Source organism: Actinomyces succiniciruminis (assembly GCF_900002405.1).
Taxonomy (GTDB): Bacteria; Actinomycetota; Actinomycetes; order Actinomycetales; family Actinomycetaceae; genus Actinomyces; species Actinomyces succiniciruminis.
In genome coordinates this window covers 38,691-57,404 of the sequence record NZ_LK995485.1, presented here as the reverse complement: position 1 = coordinate 57,404, position 18,714 = coordinate 38,691, and the positions used below count along the sequence as shown (strand labels likewise).

Annotated in this window: 20 protein-coding genes and 1 pseudogene; 9 read left to right on the top strand and 12 right to left on the bottom strand. The window is 70.7% G+C overall.

Annotated features, from left to right (window positions below):
• Positions 1-145: 145 nt before the first annotated feature.
• Positions 146-1,612, top strand: a complete 1,467-nt coding sequence (locus tag BN1056_RS14945; RefSeq protein ID WP_210579540.1) for a L,D-transpeptidase family protein — start codon at positions 146-148, stop codon at positions 1,610-1,612.
• A 30-nt stretch (positions 1,613-1,642) separates the two neighbouring features.
• Positions 1,643-2,689, top strand: coding sequence for a tRNA (adenosine(37)-N6)-threonylcarbamoyltransferase complex transferase subunit TsaD (tsaD, locus tag BN1056_RS05025; protein ID WP_210579539.1), 1,047 nt, complete (start codon positions 1,643-1,645; stop codon positions 2,687-2,689).
• Between the two features lie 131 nt (positions 2,690-2,820).
• Here the strand turns inward: tsaD and BN1056_RS05020 are convergent, their stop codons facing one another.
• Both BN1056_RS05020 and BN1056_RS05015 read right to left on the bottom strand, forming a co-directional pair.
• Entirely contained in the window at positions 2,821-4,083 is a 1,263-nt protein-coding gene (locus BN1056_RS05020; RefSeq protein WP_210579536.1) for a glutamate--cysteine ligase, read from the bottom strand.
• A 36-nt stretch (positions 4,084-4,119) separates the two neighbouring features.
• Positions 4,120-5,469: a THUMP-like domain-containing protein gene (locus tag BN1056_RS05015; RefSeq protein ID WP_210579534.1), complete on the bottom strand. Its 1,350-nt coding sequence runs from the start codon at positions 5,467-5,469 to the stop codon at positions 4,120-4,122.
• Positions 5,470-5,632: 163 nt separating this feature from the next.
• On the opposite strand from BN1056_RS05015, the gene BN1056_RS05010 reads away from it, so the two are divergent.
• The 3 genes from BN1056_RS05010 to guaB all read left to right on the top strand — a co-directional run bounded on the left by BN1056_RS05010 (position 5,633) and on the right by guaB (position 8,555).
• A complete protein-coding gene (locus BN1056_RS05010) occupies positions 5,633-6,328 on the top strand; it encodes a SanA/YdcF family protein (protein ID WP_210579532.1) in 696 nt (231 codons plus the stop codon).
• A gap of 274 nt (positions 6,329-6,602) precedes the next feature.
• Positions 6,603-6,899 (top strand): co-chaperone GroES, encoded by a 297-nt coding sequence (gene groES, locus BN1056_RS05005; protein WP_073327475.1) that lies wholly within the window; start codon positions 6,603-6,605, stop codon positions 6,897-6,899.
• Positions 6,900-7,031: 132 nt separating this feature from the next.
• Positions 7,032-8,555 carry an IMP dehydrogenase gene (guaB, locus tag BN1056_RS05000; RefSeq protein WP_073327473.1) on the top strand — a complete coding sequence of 508 codons (1,524 nt, stop codon included), beginning with the start codon at positions 7,032-7,034 and terminating at the stop codon, positions 8,553-8,555.
• Positions 8,556-8,619: 64 nt separating this feature from the next.
• On the opposite strand, the gene BN1056_RS04995 is transcribed toward guaB, so the two are convergent.
• Positions 8,620-9,384, bottom strand: coding sequence for an exonuclease domain-containing protein (locus tag BN1056_RS04995; RefSeq protein ID WP_210579531.1), 765 nt, complete (start codon positions 9,382-9,384; stop codon positions 8,620-8,622).
• A gap of 85 nt (positions 9,385-9,469) precedes the next feature.
• Here BN1056_RS04995 and BN1056_RS04990 point away from each other — a divergent pair, with 85 nt between their 5' ends.
• A complete protein-coding gene (locus BN1056_RS04990; RefSeq protein WP_210579530.1) occupies positions 9,470-10,594 on the top strand; it encodes a GuaB3 family IMP dehydrogenase-related protein in 1,125 nt (374 codons plus the stop codon).
• 135 nt (positions 10,595-10,729) lie between these two features.
• Here BN1056_RS04990 and BN1056_RS04985 read toward each other — a convergent pair whose 3' ends face one another.
• Positions 10,730-11,185: a PLD nuclease N-terminal domain-containing protein gene (locus BN1056_RS04985; RefSeq protein ID WP_210579529.1), complete on the bottom strand. Its 456-nt coding sequence runs from the start codon at positions 11,183-11,185 to the stop codon at positions 10,730-10,732.
• A gap of 63 nt (positions 11,186-11,248) precedes the next feature.
• Here BN1056_RS04985 and BN1056_RS04980 point away from each other — a divergent pair, with 63 nt between their 5' ends.
• Positions 11,249-12,583, top strand: coding sequence for an AMP-binding enzyme (locus tag BN1056_RS04980; protein WP_244671512.1), 1,335 nt, complete (start codon positions 11,249-11,251; stop codon positions 12,581-12,583).
• 100 nt (positions 12,584-12,683) lie between these two features.
• Positions 12,684-13,973 (top strand): MFS transporter, encoded by a 1,290-nt coding sequence (locus tag BN1056_RS04975; protein WP_244671511.1) that lies wholly within the window; start codon positions 12,684-12,686, stop codon positions 13,971-13,973.
• Between the two features lie 159 nt (positions 13,974-14,132).
• Here BN1056_RS04975 and BN1056_RS04970 read toward each other — a convergent pair whose 3' ends face one another.
• The 8 genes and pseudogenes from BN1056_RS04970 to rpmB form a co-directional block, all read right to left on the bottom strand.
• Positions 14,133-14,606, bottom strand: coding sequence for a hypothetical protein (locus tag BN1056_RS04970; RefSeq protein ID WP_244671510.1), 474 nt, complete (start codon positions 14,604-14,606; stop codon positions 14,133-14,135).
• Between the two features lie 73 nt (positions 14,607-14,679).
• A complete protein-coding gene (purU, locus tag BN1056_RS04965) occupies positions 14,680-15,555 on the bottom strand; it encodes a formyltetrahydrofolate deformylase (protein ID WP_210579527.1) in 876 nt (291 codons plus the stop codon).
• A gap of 96 nt (positions 15,556-15,651) precedes the next feature.
• Complete coding sequence (locus BN1056_RS04960) at positions 15,652-16,188, bottom strand: P-loop nucleotide/nucleoside kinase family protein (RefSeq protein ID WP_210579526.1); 537 nt, start codon at positions 16,186-16,188, stop codon at positions 15,652-15,654.
• A gap of 133 nt (positions 16,189-16,321) precedes the next feature.
• Positions 16,322-16,444, bottom strand: a complete 123-nt coding sequence (gene ykgO, locus BN1056_RS04955) for a type B 50S ribosomal protein L36 (protein ID WP_210579564.1) — start codon at positions 16,442-16,444, stop codon at positions 16,322-16,324.
• Positions 16,445-16,477: 33 nt separating this feature from the next.
• Positions 16,478-16,726, bottom strand: a pseudogene (locus BN1056_RS04950) (type B 50S ribosomal protein L31); the annotation flags it as partial.
• Between the two features lie 39 nt (positions 16,727-16,765).
• Positions 16,766-17,071 (bottom strand): 30S ribosomal protein S14, encoded by a 306-nt coding sequence (gene rpsN, locus BN1056_RS04945; protein WP_073327458.1) that lies wholly within the window; start codon positions 17,069-17,071, stop codon positions 16,766-16,768.
• Positions 17,071-17,244 (bottom strand): 50S ribosomal protein L33, encoded by a 174-nt coding sequence (gene rpmG, locus BN1056_RS04940; RefSeq protein ID WP_073327457.1) that lies wholly within the window; start codon positions 17,242-17,244, stop codon positions 17,071-17,073. The genes rpsN and rpmG overlap by 1 nt, the downstream gene beginning before the upstream one ends.
• Positions 17,244-17,480, bottom strand: a complete 237-nt coding sequence (rpmB, locus tag BN1056_RS04935; RefSeq protein WP_073327455.1) for a 50S ribosomal protein L28 — start codon at positions 17,478-17,480, stop codon at positions 17,244-17,246. Before rpmB ends, rpmG begins: the two co-directional genes overlap by 1 nt.
• Here rpmB and BN1056_RS04930 point away from each other — a divergent pair.
• On the top strand, positions 17,479-18,663 hold the full coding sequence (locus tag BN1056_RS04930) for a GTP-binding protein (protein WP_210579525.1): 1,185 nt from the start codon (positions 17,479-17,481) through the stop codon (positions 18,661-18,663). The genes rpmB and BN1056_RS04930 overlap by 2 nt on opposite strands.
• The last annotated feature ends 51 nt before the right edge of the window (positions 18,664-18,714 follow it).

The following is an 18,714-nucleotide window of genomic DNA, read 5'->3' as shown; positions in this document are numbered from 1 at the left end:
CCCCCCGCCACAAACCGGAAGAGCCGTTAACGTCGACCGACCTCGGCGCATGTGACGGCGGCCACCGGTTAGCAATCACAGTCGACCGCTGTATGGTTGCCCCCTTCCCACAAGACGTCGTTACACTGCCTTAACCGGAGGGACGGTGAACAGACTTCTCGGACTGCGGCGCGCACTGGCCGCGCATACACCCAGACACGCCGCCGGCGGACTCGACGTTCGCGGGCGGGTGATCGCCGTGCTGCTCGCGCTGGTCCTGGCGGCGCCACTGGCCGGCATTTCCGGCCGCGCCGCCTATGCCGTGGGCCTCGCGCCCGCCGGTGCCACCGTCGGTGGGCAGAACATGGCCGGCATGACCCGGGCCGAGGTTGCCGCCGTCGTCGCGAATCAGGCCGCCGAGACCACGGTCACCATCACCGTCGCCGGGCAGACCATCACCACGCCTTTGGCGCAGGCCGGCGGGCGTGTCGACGCCGACGCCATGGCCCGCGCCGTCGTGTCCGGTGAGGACCCGGCGTCCCCGGCCACCCCCGGGGACGAGCCGGCCGCCACCGTGGACCCCGACGCCGTGGCCGCCCTCGCCGCTCGCATTGACGCTCAGGCGGGCAGCGCCGCCGTGAACGCCTCCATCCAGCCCACCGCCTCCGGGGACGCCTTTGAGGCCGTCCCCGGGACCAACGGCCAGGGGGTGGACGTCGAAGCACTGACCGCCGTCGTCGCGGAGGCCACCGATACCCTCACCTCCCAGCGTGCCGAGCTGACGCTCGTGGACGTCGCCCCCGCCGTATCGGATGCCGCCGCCGAACAGGCCGCTGCGGCCGCCAACGCGCTCATCGCCCCCGCCGTGACGCTCACCGCCGAGGGAAAGACCATGACGGCCGAGGCTGCCACCCGCGCATCCTGGGTGGGCACCACCGCCGTCGACGGCGAACTCGTGCCCACGCTGCTGGAGGAGAGCGTCGCCGTCTGGGTCGACGATGCGGCCGCCGCAATCGAACTGGACCCCATCACCGGCATCGACAATGTCGACGCCGAGGGCAACCTGCTCGAACCCGCCCGTCCCGCCCAGGACGGTCTGGAGGTCACCAACCGCACCGCGGTCACCGACGGCATCATCGCCGCCCTCGACTCCGGCGACTCCTACAGCGGTGAACTGACCACTCGTGCGGTGTCCGCCGACACCGAGCAGCGGGTCGTCTCCGCCGGCGCCGATCGCTTCGCCTACAGCGCTGACGACGGCGAGAAGTGGATCGACATCAACCTCACCGACTCCACGATTACCGCCTACGAGGGCTACCAGCAGGTCCACGGCCCGGTCCTCATGAACCACGGCGGCACCGGGAACGAGACCATCACGGGCACCTACGAGGTGTACCTGACCTACGCCGAGCAGGACCTGGGCTGCAGCCCCGGCTGGTCCTACTGCCAAAAGGACGTACACTGGGTGACCTACTGGCACGGCAACTACGCCATCCACTCCGCCCCCTGGGCCGAGCATTTCGGGGTCGGTTCCGACGCTGGCTCCCACGGCTGCATCAACCTGCCGGAGGATGAGGCTCATTGGTTCTACGACTGGGCGGGCATCGGCACCGCCGTCGTCAGTCACTACTGACGCCGGTTTAGGCGGCTACGCTTGGGCGCCGTGAGTGAACCACTGATCCTCGGCATCGAGTCCACCTGCGACGAGACCGGCGTCGCCCTGGTACGCGGCCGTGAACTGCTCGGCGACGTCGTGGCGACCTCCATGGATGAGTACGCCCGCTTCGGCGGCATCATCCCCGAGATCGCCTCCCGCGCCCACCTGGAGTCCTTCCTGCCCACCCTGGACGCCGCGCTGGAGCGGGCCGGGGTCGCCCTTACCGACGTCGACGCGATCGCCGTGAGCGCCGGCCCCGGGCTGATCGGATCCCTCACCGTCGGCGTCAGCGCCGCCAAGGCCCTGGCCGCGTCGCTCGGCAAGCCCATCTACGGTGTCAACCACGTCATCGGACACATCGCCGTCGACGAGCTCATCGACGGCCCCGCCCCCGAGCACTTCATCGGCCTGATCGTCTCCGGCGGCCACTCCAGTCTGCTGGACATCCACGGCCTGGCCACCGACGTCGTCGAGTTGGGCAGTACCCTCGACGACGCCGCCGGGGAGGCCTTCGACAAGGTCGGCCGCCTGCTCGGGCTGCCTTACCCGGGCGGCCCGCACGTCGACCGGCTCTCCCAGGAGGGAGACGTCGAGGCGATTCGCTTCCCGCGCGGTCTGGCCGCCGCCAAGGACCGCGAGCGCCACCGCTACGACTTCTCCTTCTCCGGCCTGAAGACGGCGGTCGCCCGCTATGTGGAGTCGCTGGTGGACACAGGCCAGGAGGTGCCGGCCGCCGACGTGTGCGCCGCCTTCTCCGAGGCGGTCAACGACTCGCTCACCGCGAAGGCGGTGCAGGCCTGCCGGGACACCGGCTGCGACACCCTGGTGATCGGCGGCGGCTTCTCCGCCAACTCCCGGCTGCGGGCGCTCGCGGCGCAGCGCTGCGAGGCCGCCGGCATCACCCTGCGGCTGCCGCCGCTGAAATACTGCACGGACAACGGCGCCCAGATCGCGGCCCTGGGGGCGGAGGCGGTGCGTGCGGGCGTGGAGCCGAGCCCCATGGACTTCGCCCCCGACTCCGGCATGCCCCTGGACATCCCCGTGGCGCACTGAGCCCACCGGCCTCGCCCACCGGCCTCCCGCCCGCTCGCCTCCTGTTTCGCCGAGCTCGGCACGTGATTAGTGCCGACCTCGATGGTTATATCGACCGACCTCGGCACGTAAGATCGACCGACCTCGGCGGGTTAACGGCGCCGGTTGCGGGAGGGCCGGGCCGGGGTCGCGGGGGCGGGGCTGATGCCGTCGGCGACCAGGGCCGTAACCTCCGCGGGGGTCAGCGGACGGCCGGCGCGCACCTCTTCCAGCAGCAGTCGCATGGCCGCCTCGTTGCTGCTCGCCGCGGTGGCCGCGGCGAGCTGGCGCTGGTAGGAGGCGCCGGCCTCCAGGGTGGCGCGCACGCTCTCCAACTCCGTCTCACAACCCAGGTCCGCGGCCACCGGCGCCAACTCGGTGAGCATCCGCTCCACCGTGTCGGTGACCAGCTCCTCCGTGCCGGATGAGTCGGTGATCAGGATGGCGTCCATCCCGTAGCGGGCCGAGCGCCACTTGTTCTCATTCACGTACCACGGCGGCAGTGCGTCCAGCTCCTCCCCGCGGTCCAGGCGGCGGGAGAAGTCCTCCACCAGGCACTGAGTCAGGGCGGCGATGCCGGCCAACTCGGTCAGGTTGGTGGCGGCGTCGCAGGAGCGCACCTCGATCGTGCCCAGGCGCGGCGAGGGGCGCACGTCCCAGCGGACCTCGGTGAAGTCCTCGATCACACCGGTGTGGACCATGTCCCCGACGAAGCCCTCCAGCTCCTCCCAGGAGCCGAGCTGGTGCGGGGCGCCGGCGGTCGGCAGCTGCTGGAACATCATCGCCCGGTTGTCCGCGTAACCGGTGGAATCCCCCGCCCAGAACGGGGAGGAGGCGCTCAGGCACTGCAGGTGCGCGGTGCGGGTGAGCAGGGCGGACAGGATCGGCAGCACCTTGCTGCGATCCTCGATGCCCACGTGCACGTGCGTGCCGAAGATGAGCATCTGGTGGCCCCACAGGCGAGTGCGGTCGACCAGGCGGGCGTAGCGCTCGGCGTCGGTGACCTTCTGCACCAGCGGGTCGGCGAAGGGGTGGGTGCCGGCGCTGGCCAGCTGAACCCGCAGCGGGTCCACCACCGGCAGCAGCCGCCCGTAGGCCAACGCGATGTCCTCGATGCACTCGGCGACCGTGTGGCGCGCCCCGGAGACCAGCTCCACGGTGTTGAGCATCATCTCCCCGTGGATATTGGGGTCCTGGCCCACCAGGCGCAGGATGTCAGCGGCGCACTGGCGCAGGTCCAGGCTGTCGCGATCCACCAACTGCAGCTCCCACTCGATGCCGAGCGTGGAGCGTTCGGAGTGGGCGAAGGGCAGGTCCGCGCGGTGGATCAGGGGGGCGCGGTGCGTCCGGGTGAATGCGGGCGTGGTCGGTGTCATGACGGAGCTCCTTCGGGGGAGGCGTTTCGCGGATGCTTAAGGTGCTGAACGGTCCGGGCGTGGGAGCGGGGATGGCGCGGCGGGGTCCGAACCCGTTGGGGCGGGGCCGGGCGCGGGCACCGCGGCTTCGACGGGCGCGACGACGAGCACCACGCCCCGGGGGGAGCGGCCGTGCTCGCCGCGCTCGCCGATACGGGTCAGCAGCCAGGTTTCTCCGGCCTGCCCGCGCAGATGCAGTGAGGCGCGCAACGCGTCGGGGGCGACGTCGACGCCGCGGGCGTGGATCTCCAGGCGGCCAATCCCGCGGGTGCGCACGCGCGAGCGCAGCGCCTTCAGGTGGAGTGGTAACACCTCCACCAGCCGCCAGGAGCGCAGGAAGGGGGCCAGCTCCGGCTCGACAGGTGTTGCGCCGGTCAGGTAGGCGATTCGGTGGCCGACCGGGTGGGCGCCCAGTCGTCCCGCCAGGTGGGCGACCAGGCCGGCGCGGATGGCGGCGCCGTCGGGCTCGTGAATGAAGTCTCCCAATGCCTCTGGTCCGGCGATCGGGTCCAGCTGGACCGGCGGGCGGGTGGGGTCGGCGCAGTCGGGGTCGGCCAGCACATGGGCGGAGGACTCGCCGTCGGCGCCCGTGCGCAGCACCAGGGCGGAGCGGCCGGGGCCCTCCGGGGCGAGCTGGCCGCACCAGATGCCGGCCTCGACCACCTCGCCGTCCACGCTCACCCACTGGGCATGGGCGTCGGCGGGCAGCGACGCGTGGTCGATGCCGGGAGCGACCTTGACGCCAAGGGCCGCCACCTGCTCGCGCAGGGCCAGCACGCTGTGCAGTGGCGGCGACCAGCGCTCGGGGTCGGCGATGCGCCGCCCACCGGAGCGGCGCGCCGGGTCGGCGAAGACGGCGTCCACACCCGCGGCGGCCAGGTCCACCTCCAGCGCGTCGGCGCACCGCACCTCGGCGTTGGGGAAGGGGGTGAGGTTGACGGTGGCCAGTGCCGCCGTCGCCTCGTCGCGCTCCACCGCCAGCACGCCCGGGCACAGCGAGGCCAGTGCCAGCGCGTCCCCGCCGATTCCGCAGCCCAGATCGGCCACCAACCGGCTGCCGGCGCGGGCGTAGCGGGCGGCGTGGTGGGCGGACACGGCCAGTCGTGTGGCCTGCTCCAGTCCGTCGGGCGTGAACAGCATGCGGTCTGCGAAGGGGCCGAACTTGGTGGCCGCGCGCCGGCGCAGCCGCTGCTGCGTCAGGGCGGCCGAAACCAGCGCGGGGGAGTGGCCCTCGCGGCGCAGTGATTCGGACAGTACGAGGGCCTGGTCGGGGTCGTAGGGTGGCAATGATTCGAGCAGCCACCAACCCTCGGGGGTCAGCAGCGGGGCGAGGTCGGAGCCGTCCATCGCACGAAATCATGACACGCCGACCCGCCCGCGCGACGCCGGGGAGACCCGTCTCACTATCCCCGCGCCGCCGTCCGGCAGGGGCTACGCTGGCACGTCCGTATGGGCCGCTCGGCCCGCAGGCGAAACGCCCGGGCCGTCGGCCGGGAGAAGGAGGACACGCGTGGCACGACGCGACAGGCGCCGCCGCTGGCGGTGGGTCGTGGGCGGGATCGTGGCGCTCGCGGTGGCCGCGGTGGCGCTGCCCAACGCCTGGGTGTGGGCGTCCGCCTCCGGGCATGTGACCGACTACGGTGCCGCCGACGACGAGGCGACCGCGCCGGTGGCCATCGTCCTGGGTGCCTCCGTCTACTCCTCCGGCGAGCCCTCCCCGTGGCTGCGCTACCGGCTGGACGTGGCCGCCGACCTGTACGAGTCGGGGCGGGTGGACGCGATCCTGGTGTCGGGCGACAACGGCCAGGCCAGTTACAACGAGCCCATCGCCATGTACGACTACCTGGTCTCGGCCGGCATCCCCAGCGAGGCGATCGCGATCGACTACGCCGGTTTTGACACCTACGCCACCTGCGTACGGGCTCGCCGGGTCTTCGGCGTGTCGGACGCGATCCTTGTCACTCAGGACTTCCACGAGGCGCGAGCGGTGGCCGTGTGCCGCGCCGTCGGCGTGGACGCCAGCGGCGTCGGGGACGCGCGTGCCCGTGCCAACCGCTCCACCTGGACCTACAGCTGGCTGCGTGAGCGCGGGGCCGCGGTCAAGGCCGCCTGGGATGTGGCCACCAACCGCACCCCGCTGCTGGGGGACCGGGAGACCAGTGTGGAGGAGGCCATTGCCTTCACCCGCGCCAACCGGGCGGCCTGAGCGACGGACTGTGCGCGCCGTCGATCCGGCGGCCGAGCCTCGGGGGCACTGCGCCGTGGTGCACGCCCTCGGCGAACCGGGATGCGCGCCTTAGCACTCGCGTTGACTGAGTGCTAAGGCGCGCGTAGATTCTCTTTCGGCGCGCGAGGTGCTTCGGCTTCTCACGCGACCCGCAGCTCACGCGTGTCGGACCGACCCCCGCGACGGCGGCTCGGCACTCCCGGGATGCGGCATCCAGTCATTCCATACTCAAGAAGCGAGAAGGGGAGAACGCATGTCGATCTCCATCAAGCCGCTCGAGGACCGCATCGTCGTGCAGACGGTCGAGGCCGAGCAGACCACCGCGTCCGGGCTGGTCATTCCGGACACCGCCAAGGAGAAGCCGCAGGAGGGCAAGGTTCTGGCCGTGGGCCCGGGCCGCGTCGACGACTCCGGCAAGCGCATCCCGGTTGACGTCGCCGAGGGCGACGTCGTCATCTATTCCAAGTACGGCGGCACCGAGGTCAAGTACGACGGCGAGGACTACCTGATCCTGTCCGCGCGCGACGTGCTGGCGGTTGTCACCCGCTGACCCGGCACCTGCCGAGGTTTTTGACGTTGCCTGTGGGGCGGTGGGCGCATGCCTGCCGCCCCACAGGGCTGTTCCGGGGCTGTGGCGCATCCCCGTGTGCGGTGGGCGCCGCCGGGGCTCTACGATGCTGCCGTGAGCGACTCGATCACCAGCCCCGACATCTTCGCCCCCACCGGACTCACCTACGACGACGTCCTCCTGCTGCCCAGGCTGACCGACGTCATCCCCTCCGAAGTCGATACCACCTCCCGTCTGACCCGCAAGATCTCCCTGGCCACCCCGCTGCTGAGCGCCGCCATGGACACCGTCACCGAATCCGACATGGCCATCGCCATGGCCCGGCAGGGCGGCATCGGCATCCTGCACCGCAACCTCTCGATCGAGGAGCAGGCCCAGCACGTGCGCCGCGTCAAGCGCTCGGAGTCCGGCATGGTCTCCGACCCGGTCACGGTCGGCCCGGACGCCACCATCTCCCAGCTGGACGAGCTGTGCGGCCACTACAAGGTCTCCGGCCTGCCGGTCGTAGACGACGCCGGCAACCTGCTGGGCATCATCACCAACCGCGACCTGCGCTTCGTGCCGCCCGAGCGCTGGGACACCCTGACTGTGCGCGAGTGCATGACCCCGCGCGAGCGACTGATCACCGGTCCCACCGGCATCTCCCGGGAGGACGCCAAGGCGCTGCTGGCCGAGAACCGCATCGAGAAGCTGCCGATCGTCGACTCCGACGGCCGCCTGTCCGGCCTGATCACCGTCAAGGACTTCGTCAAGACCGAGCAGTACCCCAATGCCACCAAGGACGAGGCGGGCCGGCTGGTGGTCGGCGCCGCCGTCGGCTACTGGGGCGACACCTGGGAGCGGGCCGGGGCGCTGGCCGAGGCCGGCGTCGACGTGATCGTGGTGGACACGGCCAACGGCGGCGCCAAGCTGGCCCTGGAGATGATCTCCCGGCTCAAGCACGACCCGGCCTTCTCCGGCATCGAGGTCATCGGCGGCAACGTCGCCACCCGCGAGGGCGCCCAGGCGCTCATCGACGCCGGCGTGGACGCCGTCAAGGTGGGGGTCGGTCCCGGCTCCATCTGCACCACCCGGGTGGTCGCCGGCGTGGGCGTGCCCCAGGTGACCGCCGTGTACGAGGCCGCCCGCGCCTGCACTCCCGCCGACGTGCCGCTCATCGCCGACGGCGGCCTGCAGTACTCCGGTGACATCGCCAAGGCCCTGGTGGCCGGCGCCGACACCGTCATGCTCGGCTCCCTGCTGGCCGGCTGCACCGAGTCCCCCGGCGACCTGGTGTTCGTCAACGGCAAGCAGTGGAAGCGCTACCGGGGCATGGGGTCGCTTGGCGCCATGAGCTCGCGCGGCCGCAAGTCCTACTCCAAGGACCGCTACTTCCAGGCCGACGTCTCCGGGGACGACAAGATCATCCCCGAGGGCATCGAGGGGCAGGTACCCTTCTCCGGGGCGCTGGCCGACGTCGTCTACCAGCTCGTCGGCGGCCTGCACCAGTCGATGTTCTACGTGGGCGCGCGCACCATCCCCGAGTTGAAGGCCAACGGCCAGTTCGTGCGCATCACCGCGGCCGGGCTCAAGGAGTCCCACCCGCACGATGTGAAGATGACCGTCGAGGCCCCCAACTACACCGGCCGCGCATCCTGACCGCGGGCGCGCCGCGAGTCTGAGCGCGCCGCGAGACTGGCGGGCCGGCCTGCCGTCGGCGCTGTCACACGCCGTCGGGCAGCGGCCAGGCGGTGTCGACGTCGGGCGTGCGGCCACGGCGGCGCAGGAAGTCGTTGAAGGAGACCGCCCAGTCGCGGTGGGCGGCCGCCTGCCAGGCCATCAGTTCCGCGCGCGGGATGCGGGCGATCTCCGGGTGGGCGTAGGCCATGGCGTCGAGCACATCCAGCGTGGCCACCACGTCCACCTCCGCGGTGTGCAGGCCGGCCGCCTCCGGGTCTATCCCGTAGAAGGCGCACAGGTCCGTCAGGCGCCGCTTGCCCCTCCGGTAGCGGTCCACCCGCCGATCGATCACCAGCGGGTCCACCACCGGCCCCAACTCGCGGCCCAGCCGGGCGCGCAGGGTGGGCAGGTGATGACGAGTCAGTTCGGCCTCCAACAGGGTCAGGTCGTAGGCGGCGTTGTAGGCGACCACGGGCGTGCCCGCGGCCATCGCCGCCACCAGCGTCGCCGCCACCTCCTCCAGCACCTCGCCGACCGGGCGCCCCTCGGCGCGGGCGCGCTCGGTGCTGATGCCGTGCACGGCCGTGGCCGACGCGGGGATCGCCACGCCCGGGTCCGCCAGCCAGGTGGTGATTTGCTGCGTGCGCGAGCCGTCGGCGCCGCGCGGACCGCGGGCGACAAGAGCCGCCGTCACCAGGCGGTCAGCGCTGGGGGAGACCCCGGTGGTTTCGGTGTCGAATCCGAGCAGTGGACCGGCGGCCCAGGAACCGGGCGCCGTGGTCGGCATGGGTACTGGTTGCTCGCTCATGTGCCGAGTGTGCCACCGCCCTCCGACACGAATAGCGCGACCGGAGACGCAGGTGTCCGGGGCGATGCTCGCTACGATGCTCGCCATGAGCGGTGAGATCGAGATCGGGCGGGACAAGCGCGCCCGACAGGCCTACTCCTTCGACGACATTGCGCTGGTCCCGGCGCGCCGCACCCGCGATGTGCGCGACGTGCGCGTGGGCTGGCAGCTGGACGCCTACCACGTGGACCTGCCGGTAATGGCCTCGCCCCAGGACTCGGTGATGAGTCCCGAGACCGCGATCCTGGTGGGAAAACTCGGTGGCATCGGCGTGCTCGACCTGGAGGGCCTGTGGACCCGCTACGAGGACCCGGCCCCCGCCCTGGAGCGCATCCGCAACGCGGACCCGGAGCAGGCCACCGCGGTGTTGCAGGAGGTCTACCGCCCGCCGGTGCAGCCCGAACTCATCACCGCCCGGCTGGCGCAGATTCGCGAGGCCGGCGTCGTCGTCGCCGGACGCCTCAGCCCTTCTCAGACGCAGCGGCACTGGCGCACGGTCGTCGAAGCGGGCGTCGACCTGCTGGTCATCCGCGGCTCGGTCGTCTCCGCCGAGCACGTGTCCGGCTCGGTCGAGCCACTGAACCTCAAGCGCTTCATCTATGAGCTGGATGTGCCCGTGGTGGTCGGCGGGGTCACCACCTACACCGCCGCGCTGCACCTGATGCGCACCGGAGCGGCGGGCGTGCTCGTCGGCCAGGGCGGCGGGGCCTCCTCCTCCGTGCGCCAGGTCCTGGGCCTGCACATGCCCATGGCCACCGCCGTCGCCGACGTGGCCGCCGCCCGCCGCGATTACATGGACGAGTCCGGTGGCCGCTACGTGCACGTCATCGCCGACGGCTCGGTCGGCAACTCCGGCGACGTCGTCAAGGCCATCGCCTGCGGCGCCGACGCCGTCATGCTGGGTGCTGCACTGGCGCGCGCCGAGGAGGCTCCCGGCGGCGGCTATCACTGGGGCGCCGAGGCCCGCCATGAGCGGCTGCCCCGCGGCTACCGCAGCCATGTCGGCACCGTCGGCACCATGGAGCAGATCCTCTCCGGCCCCTCGGACCGCGCCGACGGCACTCTGAACATCATGGGCGCCCTGCGCCGCACGCTCGCCACCACCGGCTACGCCGACGTCAAGGAGCTCCAGCGCGTCGAGATCGTCGTCGCCCCCTACGAGCCGAGCTGACGGCGCGGGAGGGGGCTACGAGCGCACCTACCCGAGAGCCAGGTGCTGGAGCTTCCGGTGAGTGCCCGGCTCTGCCGGCGCCTATGGACGATGCCTGAGTGCTGCTGGATGCTGTCCGGGATGTCGGCCGGAGGATCACGACGTCGGAGAGCCGTCTGAGGAAACGCCCGGGCCATCCGCACCGTGATCGTCGGAGTTCTTGTCGGAGTCTTCATTCCGGTTGCCGGGGGCGTCGGTCGTGCCCGCGTCCTTGTCACGGCGGCGACGGCGGCGGATGTCCTGCTCGAGGTGGGCGAGGAACTCCGGGTCGTCGTCGGGTGCAACCGGGCGGGGGCGCTCCGCCAGGTGCAGGTCGACGCGCTCCCTGGAGGACCACACGGTGCGCTCGATCTCGCCGCCGCGTTCCTCGGCGGCACGCACCCGCGAGGTGATGATCCAGGCGATCGGTCCGACCACCGCCATGACCAGGATGAGCAGGATCCACATGGGCTTGGGCAGGCGCGCCGGCATGTTCTCAGACGGGGTGCGTATGCAGTCGAGCAGGGCGTAGAGGGCCAGCACCAGCGGGAGGATGTAGGGGACGGCACGCACGTATCTACCCTAACCGTTAGTGGAGCTATGGCGGCGGCCGGTCGGCGTGCCACCCTGGTGGTCGTGTCTTCGACAACTAGCTTTCCCCGCCCGTTGTTCCTCCTGCGCGGGGGCAATCTCCCCGACGACGTCGTCGCCTTCATCACGGCGCTGCGCGACCGGTTCGAGGCAGGCGCCGGGGACTGCGGGAAAGCCCGCCCCCTGCTGGTCCCCATCGGTCCGGGCGAGGACGCCGACGCCGTCAAATCCGAGCTGGCCCGGCGCCTGGATCCGCACGGTCCCGCCATCGATCCCGAGGTGGACCTACTGCTGCGCACCTCCGGCTCCACCACCGGAACCGGTGCCCTGGTGGCCATGGGCATGAGGGCGTTGACCGCCTCCGCGCGTGCCACGCACGCACGCCTGGGCGGGCCCGGCAGCTGGGTGCTGGCCCTGCCCGCGCAGCATGTCGCCGGGCTGCAGGTAGTGGTGCGCTCCCTGCTCGCCGGGCGCGCACCGGTGGTCGCGGACACCTCGCGCGGTTTCACCCCCGACGCGCTCGCGGACGCGATCACGCGGGCGCTCGCCACCCGGCCGGGCGACCCGGTGCGCGTCTCGTTGGTACCCACCCAGCTGGTGCGGGCCCTCGCTGCGGGGCAGGAACAGGCACGAGCAGCCTTGGCCCGCGTCGACGCCGTCCTGCTGGGCGGGGCCGGCGCCGACCCGGCCCTGCTGGAGCGCGCCCGCGCCGCCGGGGTACGGGTGGTGACGACCTACGGCATGAGCGAGACCGGCGGCGGCTGCGTCTACGACGGCGTGCCGCTGGATGGGGTGGAGGTGCGCATCGAGAACCCGGACGGGGACGGGGTGGGCCGAGTCGTGGTCGCCGGGCCGGTCCTCGCCCACGGGTACGCCGAGAGGGGAGCGGGGCGGGCGCCGTCGGCGGGCGCGGCGGTCTTTCGCGAGCGGAGCGACCCGGCTGCCCGCCGCGATCTGCTCACCAGTGATATCGGGAAACTGATCGACGGCACGGACGGGGTACGGCGCCTGGCCGTGCTCGGACGCGTGGATGACGTCATCATCACCGGCGGCATCAAGGTCGTTCCGCGTGAAGTCGAACAGGTGCTCACCGCGCTGGGGGGGGTGGCGGAGGCGTGCGTCGTCGGGGTGCCCGATGCGCAGTGGGGACATACCGTCGTCGCCGTCGTCGTGCCGGAGTCAACGGCGAAGCCTGGCGACCGGCGGGTCTGGGCGGAGCAGTTGCGGGCGGCCGCGCGGCAGCGACTGGACGGGGCGCATGCTCCCAAGCGGATCGTCGTCGTCGATGCGCTGCCGCTGCGCGGGCCGGGCAAAGTCGACCGGCTGGCGGTCGCGAGGCTGGCCGATGAAGCCGGTGCACTCGCTCAGGACTCCGCGTAGGCCCGCCGTGTGGGCGAGGGTGGGGCGCGATGTGGACGAACGGCCCTTGTCACCCGGGAAGGGACTATTAAAATAGCGTCGTCGGTTAATTTCTTGATTGGTGCTGATCGACTCCCCGGCGCTCAGCGCCGCCTGCCGTTACTCGGAGAGGCTCCTCGTGTATCTGCTGCTACTCGCCATCATCTACCTGGCCTTCATCAGTCTCGGTCTGCCGGACTCGCTCGTGGGCGCGGGCTGGCCCGTCATGCACGAGGACCTGGGTGTACCGGTGTCCTTTGCCGGGGGAGTCACCTTCATCATCGCCGTCGGCACCATCGTCTCCTCCCTCGCCTCCGAGCGGCTGACCCGGCGTTTCGGCGCGGGGCTGGTCACCACTGTGAGCGTGGTGCTCACCGCCGTGGCGCTGCTGGGCTTCTCGACCGCCAGCCAGTTCTGGATGCTGTGCCTGTGGGCCGTCCCCTACGGCCTGGGCGCGGGGGCGGTCGACGCGGCGCTCAACAACTACGTGGCCCTCCACTACACGGCGCGGCACATGAACTGGCTGCACAGCTTCTGGGGCGTGGGCGCGTCCATCAGTCCCTTCGTCATGAGTCTGGCCCTGTCCGCCGACGGTAATTGGCCGGCCGCATACCGGACGATCGGCCTGCTGCAGGTCGGGCTGGCGGCGGTGCTGCTCGCCAGCCTCCCGCTGTGGCAGCGTGCTGTGGCGGCCAGTCCCGGAGAGTCCGCAGGGGAGGCTGCGTCCTCCGAGGCCACCGCGGCCGACGGCGCTGCAGGCAGTGCCCGCGGGCACGTCTCGCTCCGGACGGCGCTGCGCATCCCCGGGGTCCCCTCCGTCCTGCTCGCATTCTTCGCCTACTGCGCCTTCGAACAGACGGCCATGCTGTGGGGCGCGACCTTCTTCGTCTCCGACCGGGGCTTTGACGCATCCACGGCGGCGTCCTTCGGGGCCCTGTTCATCCTGGGGCTGACCGCTGGCCGCTTCCTGTGCGGCTTCTTCGCCGACCGGGTCGGGGACCGGCAGCTCATTAGGGGCGGTTTCCTACTGGGGGCCGTCGGCGCGACGATCGTGGCGCTGCCACTGGGACAGGTGTCATTCGTCGGTTTCGCCCTGGCCGGCATAGGCGCGGCCCCGGTGTATCCGGCGGTCATTCACTCCACGCCCGCCAACTTCGGACGCGCCAACTCGCAGGCGATCATCGGCATCCAGATGGCGGCGGCCTACACGGGGACCACCATCATGCCGCCACTGTTCGGGCTCATCTCCGGCCGGGTCGGCCTGTGGCTGCTCCCCTTCTACCTCCTGGCGCTGGCCCTGTTGGGCCTGGTCATGACGGAGCGGCTCAACCGGCTGCCGCGCGGCCGGTCTGAGGTGGCGAAGCCGCGGTAGACGGCTTGCCGGCGTGCCTGGGGCCGACCGGAACGACCGACCATTCACGCGCGAGAGTACGACGGGGCGACGCCGGCGGCGCCGTCGGGGTGAGTATCGCTCACGCGCGCGAGTTCGGCGCGACCCTGGAAGCGGACCTGGTGGATGGGCACGTACCGCTCAAGTGCGCGCGAGCTCGGCGAGCAGCCAGGTCGCGGCGAGCGTGTAGAAGCAGGCGTATAGCGCGTGCAGCGGCAGGTTGAGCCGCAGGTAGCGGGCGGCGGCGTCGTCGGCGATCGGCCGACCGGAGACCAGCGTCTCCTCCGGTTCGGTGAAGCCGGTGACCCGGTGGACGGTGAGCAACAGGGGCAGGGCGGCGACGGCGAGGACGCGGCCGATCAGGGGCGTGTGCCAGCTTGCGGCGAGCGCCGCCACGGACGCGAAGAACTGGAGGAGCATGGCCGCTGCGTAGGTGGTCTTCAGATGCGTGCGGCGTCGGAAGGGCGCGTAATGGCGCTGTAGAGCCTCGATCTGACCGGTGCGCACCATATGGCTGAAGAAGCCGCCGATCGTCAGGCAGTACATGGCCAGGAAGCCGGCGACCATGGCGGTGGCGAGCGCGGCAAGCAGGTGCAGGGCGAGGGCGATGGACACGGCGTCAGTGTTTCGCCGTCGCCGGGCAGGCTCAAGAGGCGTCAGGAAAACCCGCGCCGGGGTGGGGCCGGCGTCAGGCGAAGACGACGGTGCGCAGGCCGTTGAGCAGCACCCGGTGCTCGGCGTGCCAGCGCACCGCCTGCGCGAGCACGCGGCGTTCGACGTCCTGCCCCTTGGCGCGCAGCGTCTCCACGGAGTCCTCGTGGTTGGCGCGAGTGACGTCCTGCTCGATGATGGGGCCCTCATCCAGATCGGGGGTGACGTAGTGGGCGGTGGCGCCGATCAGCTTCACGCCGCGCTCGTGCGCCTGCCGGTAGGGGTTGGCGCCCTTGAAGCTGGGCAGGAAGGAGTGGTGGATGTTGATGACCCCGCCGTGGAGCCGCTCGCACAGGGTGGGGGAGAGGATCTGCATGTAGCGGGCCAGCACCACCAGTTCGACGTTCAGGGAGTCCACCAGTTCCAGTAGCTGCGCCTCGGCGTCGGCCTTGGTCTCCTTGGTCACCGGGATGTGGTGGAAGGGGACGCCGTAGAAGTCGGCCACGGGCCGCAGGTCCTCATGGTTGCCGACCACGCCGACGACGTCGATCGGCAGGCCCTGACTGCGGGCGCGGAAGAGCAGGTCGGTCAGGCAGTGGCCCTCCTTGGACACCATGATCAGGGTGCGCATGGGGCGGCCGACCTCGTCCAGCGACCAGGTCATGGAGTAGGTGCGGGCCAGCTCGGCCAGGTCCTTCTCCAACTCCTCGCGGGCCACGGTGGTCATTACCTGTACGCGCATGAAGAACAGGCCGGAGGCCTCGTCGCCGAACTGCTTGGACTCGGTGATGTTGCCGCCGCGTCGGGCCAGCGCGCCGGAGACGGCGTTGACGATGCCCGGGCGGTCGGGGCAGGACAGGGTCAGCACGAGGTGGCGGGCGTCGGCGGGTGCGGTGGGGGCGGACGTGGTCATGGCAGGAGGGTAGCCGGGTGCGGTGGGAGCGGGGAATTAGAGACGAAGGGCGGACTGGAGGCGCGTCGCGACGGCGTCGGGAACGGAGCGCGGGTATCAGGAGCCCACGGCGGCACGCGCGGCGGCGCGGATGGCAGCGGCGGCGTCCTGCGGGCTGGTCGTGGCAGTGTCTATGCGCAGCACGGCGGCGTCGTCCCACGGGTGGTATTCGCGTGCCTGTATCGCCCGCCAGCCGGGCACCTCCAGGCCGGGGATGTCGACGTCGCGGCTCTCGGCGCGCTCGCGGTGAACAGCGGGATCGGAACAGACCAGCTCGACCTCGATCAGAACCGCATTGTGGGTCCGGGCGGTATTCCGCCACGCGTCGCGGGTGAGCGGCAGCGGGTTGACGCACTCGGCGAGAACGTCGTTACCGCCGTCCAGCAGGTCACCCGCAACGGCGTAACCGACGGCGTACCCGGAGCCCTGGACGCCGCCGCTGCCCATCTCACCGGAGGCTCTTAACGCCTGCTCGATGGAGTCGATTCGAATGTAGGACAGGGCGCCGTCGCGATTGAGTTCGCGAGCCACGGTGGACTTCCCGGTGGCGGGCAACCCGCCGAGGACTACCAGAACGGGACGGGAAGGCGACATGCCCCGAGCGTACGCCCGGGGCGCCAAGGTCGCCGATGCCGCGAAGACGGGGCCGGGAGCCTATTGTCGCGGTCCGTTTGTCGCGGTCCGTTCGTCGCGATCCGTTCGTCGCGGTCCGTCCCGCGGCTTGGGCTCAGCCCTGACGGGCCTTGAAACGCGGGTTCTTCTTATTGATGACGTAGGTGTGGCCGCGACGGCGCACGACCTTGCTGCCCGGCTGCCTGGTGAGTGAGCGGATAGAGGCGCGGACCTTCATGGAGTCTCCTTTCAACGGTGTAGGGGGATATCGGCGGGAGCGCTTGCCGTAGCGGCGCTCAAACTTCTCTACCCGTCCGGCTGTATCCAGAATGCGTCCCTTCCCCGTCCAAAACGGGTGTGAGGCGCTGGAGATGTCGACGTCGACCAGCGGGTAGGTGTTGCCGTCCTCCCATTGGATGGTGTGGGGCGACGTGATGGTGGAACGCGTGAGGAAGGCGAAGTCTGCGGCCTTATCGCGAAAGACAACGGGATGGTAGTCGGGGTGGATTCCTGGACGCATGGAGCGACTCCTGAAGTCTAGAGATTGTCGATGAGGGAGCTACCAAGAGGCCTTGGTAATGCCGGGCAGCTCGCCCCGCAGGGCCATCTCCCGGAAGCGGACGCGTGAGACGCCCGCCTTGCGGACGAACCCGCGGGGACGTCCGTCCACCGCGTCGCGATTGCGTACCCGGGTGGGGGAGGCATCGCGGGGCAGCGCATGCAGGGCGGACATGGCGGCTTGGCGTTCCTCGACGGAGAGCGTCGGGTTGATGCTGTCGCGCTTCAGTTCGGCGCGTCGCTCGGCGTAGCGGGCCACGATCCGCCGGCGACGCGCATCGGCGGCGAGCTTGGACTTCTTGGCCATCAGCGGGACTCCTTGAACTCGACGTGACAGCGAGCAATCGGGTCGTACTTGCGCAGGACCAGGCGGTCGGGGGTGTTGCGGCGGTTCTTCCGGGTGACGTAGGTGTATCCGGTGCCGGCGGTGGAAACCAGTTTGATGACCGGACGCAGATCCCTGCCTTTGGGTGCTGCCATCAGACTCGCTCCCCTCGGGCGCGCATCTTGGCGACGACAACATCGATGCCCACTCGGTCGATGATCTTGATGCCCTTGGCGCTGACCCTGAGCTTGACCGTGCGTCCCAGAGACGGTACCCAGTAGCGCTTGGTCTGCAAGTTGGGCAGCCACCGCCGCTTGGAACGACGGTGGGAGTGTGAGATTGAGTACCCGGTGGCCGGACGGGCACCGGTGACTTGGCAGTAGCGGCTCATGAGAGGCACTATATGCGAACGATTCTCATTGTCGTCAGCTGGAGGTGCCGTGCACTGCCTCACCATCATCAGCGCCGTCGACCCCGCACTACTGGATCTGACCGCTCTCGCACTTCACGGAGAAGGCGCACTCGTCATACGGGCGAGGCTCCTTCCTGAGCGAGGGGAACACGGAGTCGTTCGGCTGACAACCGCTTCCATGTCTGATGCTGCCTCCAGTACCACCTCCGTGATCGACATACCGCGCTCGAAGGACTGCTGGACCTGCTCGCTGCGGGAGGTGCTGGTCGCCGTCGGCGAGGATCGCGCTCGGATTGAGCCGGATGGCACGACGGTCATCATGCTTCCCGTCGGAGTGGAACTGGTTCATCTGGTCCCGACTCTGGTCGACGAGCTGGAACTCTTGCCGGGGGTCGTGCTGGCCGGAGTCGCGCACGTCATTGATGCAGACTCTGCCGCGGAGGACCTATTGGAGCATCGGCCGCTGTCGGCATTCGCCGGTGAGTCCTACGCCGCCGACGGGCGTTGTAGTGGCGAGATCCACATGGTTGCCATCGGCTACGCGGATGTGGTTGTCGCCCTCGGCGAGGACCCGGTTGGTCGGGACCTGGTGGAGCATCTGCGCCCTCACGACACACTGCTCCTGCCGGGCTTGGACGCACCGCTGCTTCCGGAGCTGCTGAACGTTCGGCACGATGTTGATTCGGCGCTCGCGCGCGTGCACCCCGCCACCACCAGGGCGTGGGGCGGACCCGACGAGCACGGCGTGCGCACGCTGGACCTGTCCTCCGAGCTGCCCTTCCACCCCGGGCGGCTACGCGAGTTCGTCGCCGGCCTGGCCGGTCACGGTCTGCTCGCCCGCGGCTGCTTCTGGCTGCCCAGCCGCCCCGGGCGCGTGTGCACCTGGGAGGTGGCCGGTGGGGTCGTGAGCGTGGGAGAGGCCGGGCTCTGGAACGCCGTGCCGCAGATGCATGTGGATGAACTTGCCGCCTCCGGGCTGAGCGAACACGCCCCCGATGCCCCGCGTTGTCACCTGGTGGTCACCGGAGTCGCCGATGATGCGCAGTGCGCAAGCGTGGCTGACGCCTTTCATCGGATTCTATTGCGGCCTGACGAAATGGGTGAGGCGCTGGCCTGGGCCGGTTCCCCCGACGGCCTGGAGGACTGGTTCGGGCGGGAGTGAACCGCGCGGTCACTGGCGGCCGCGGCGGGGATGCCGGGGCGCCGGCCCGAA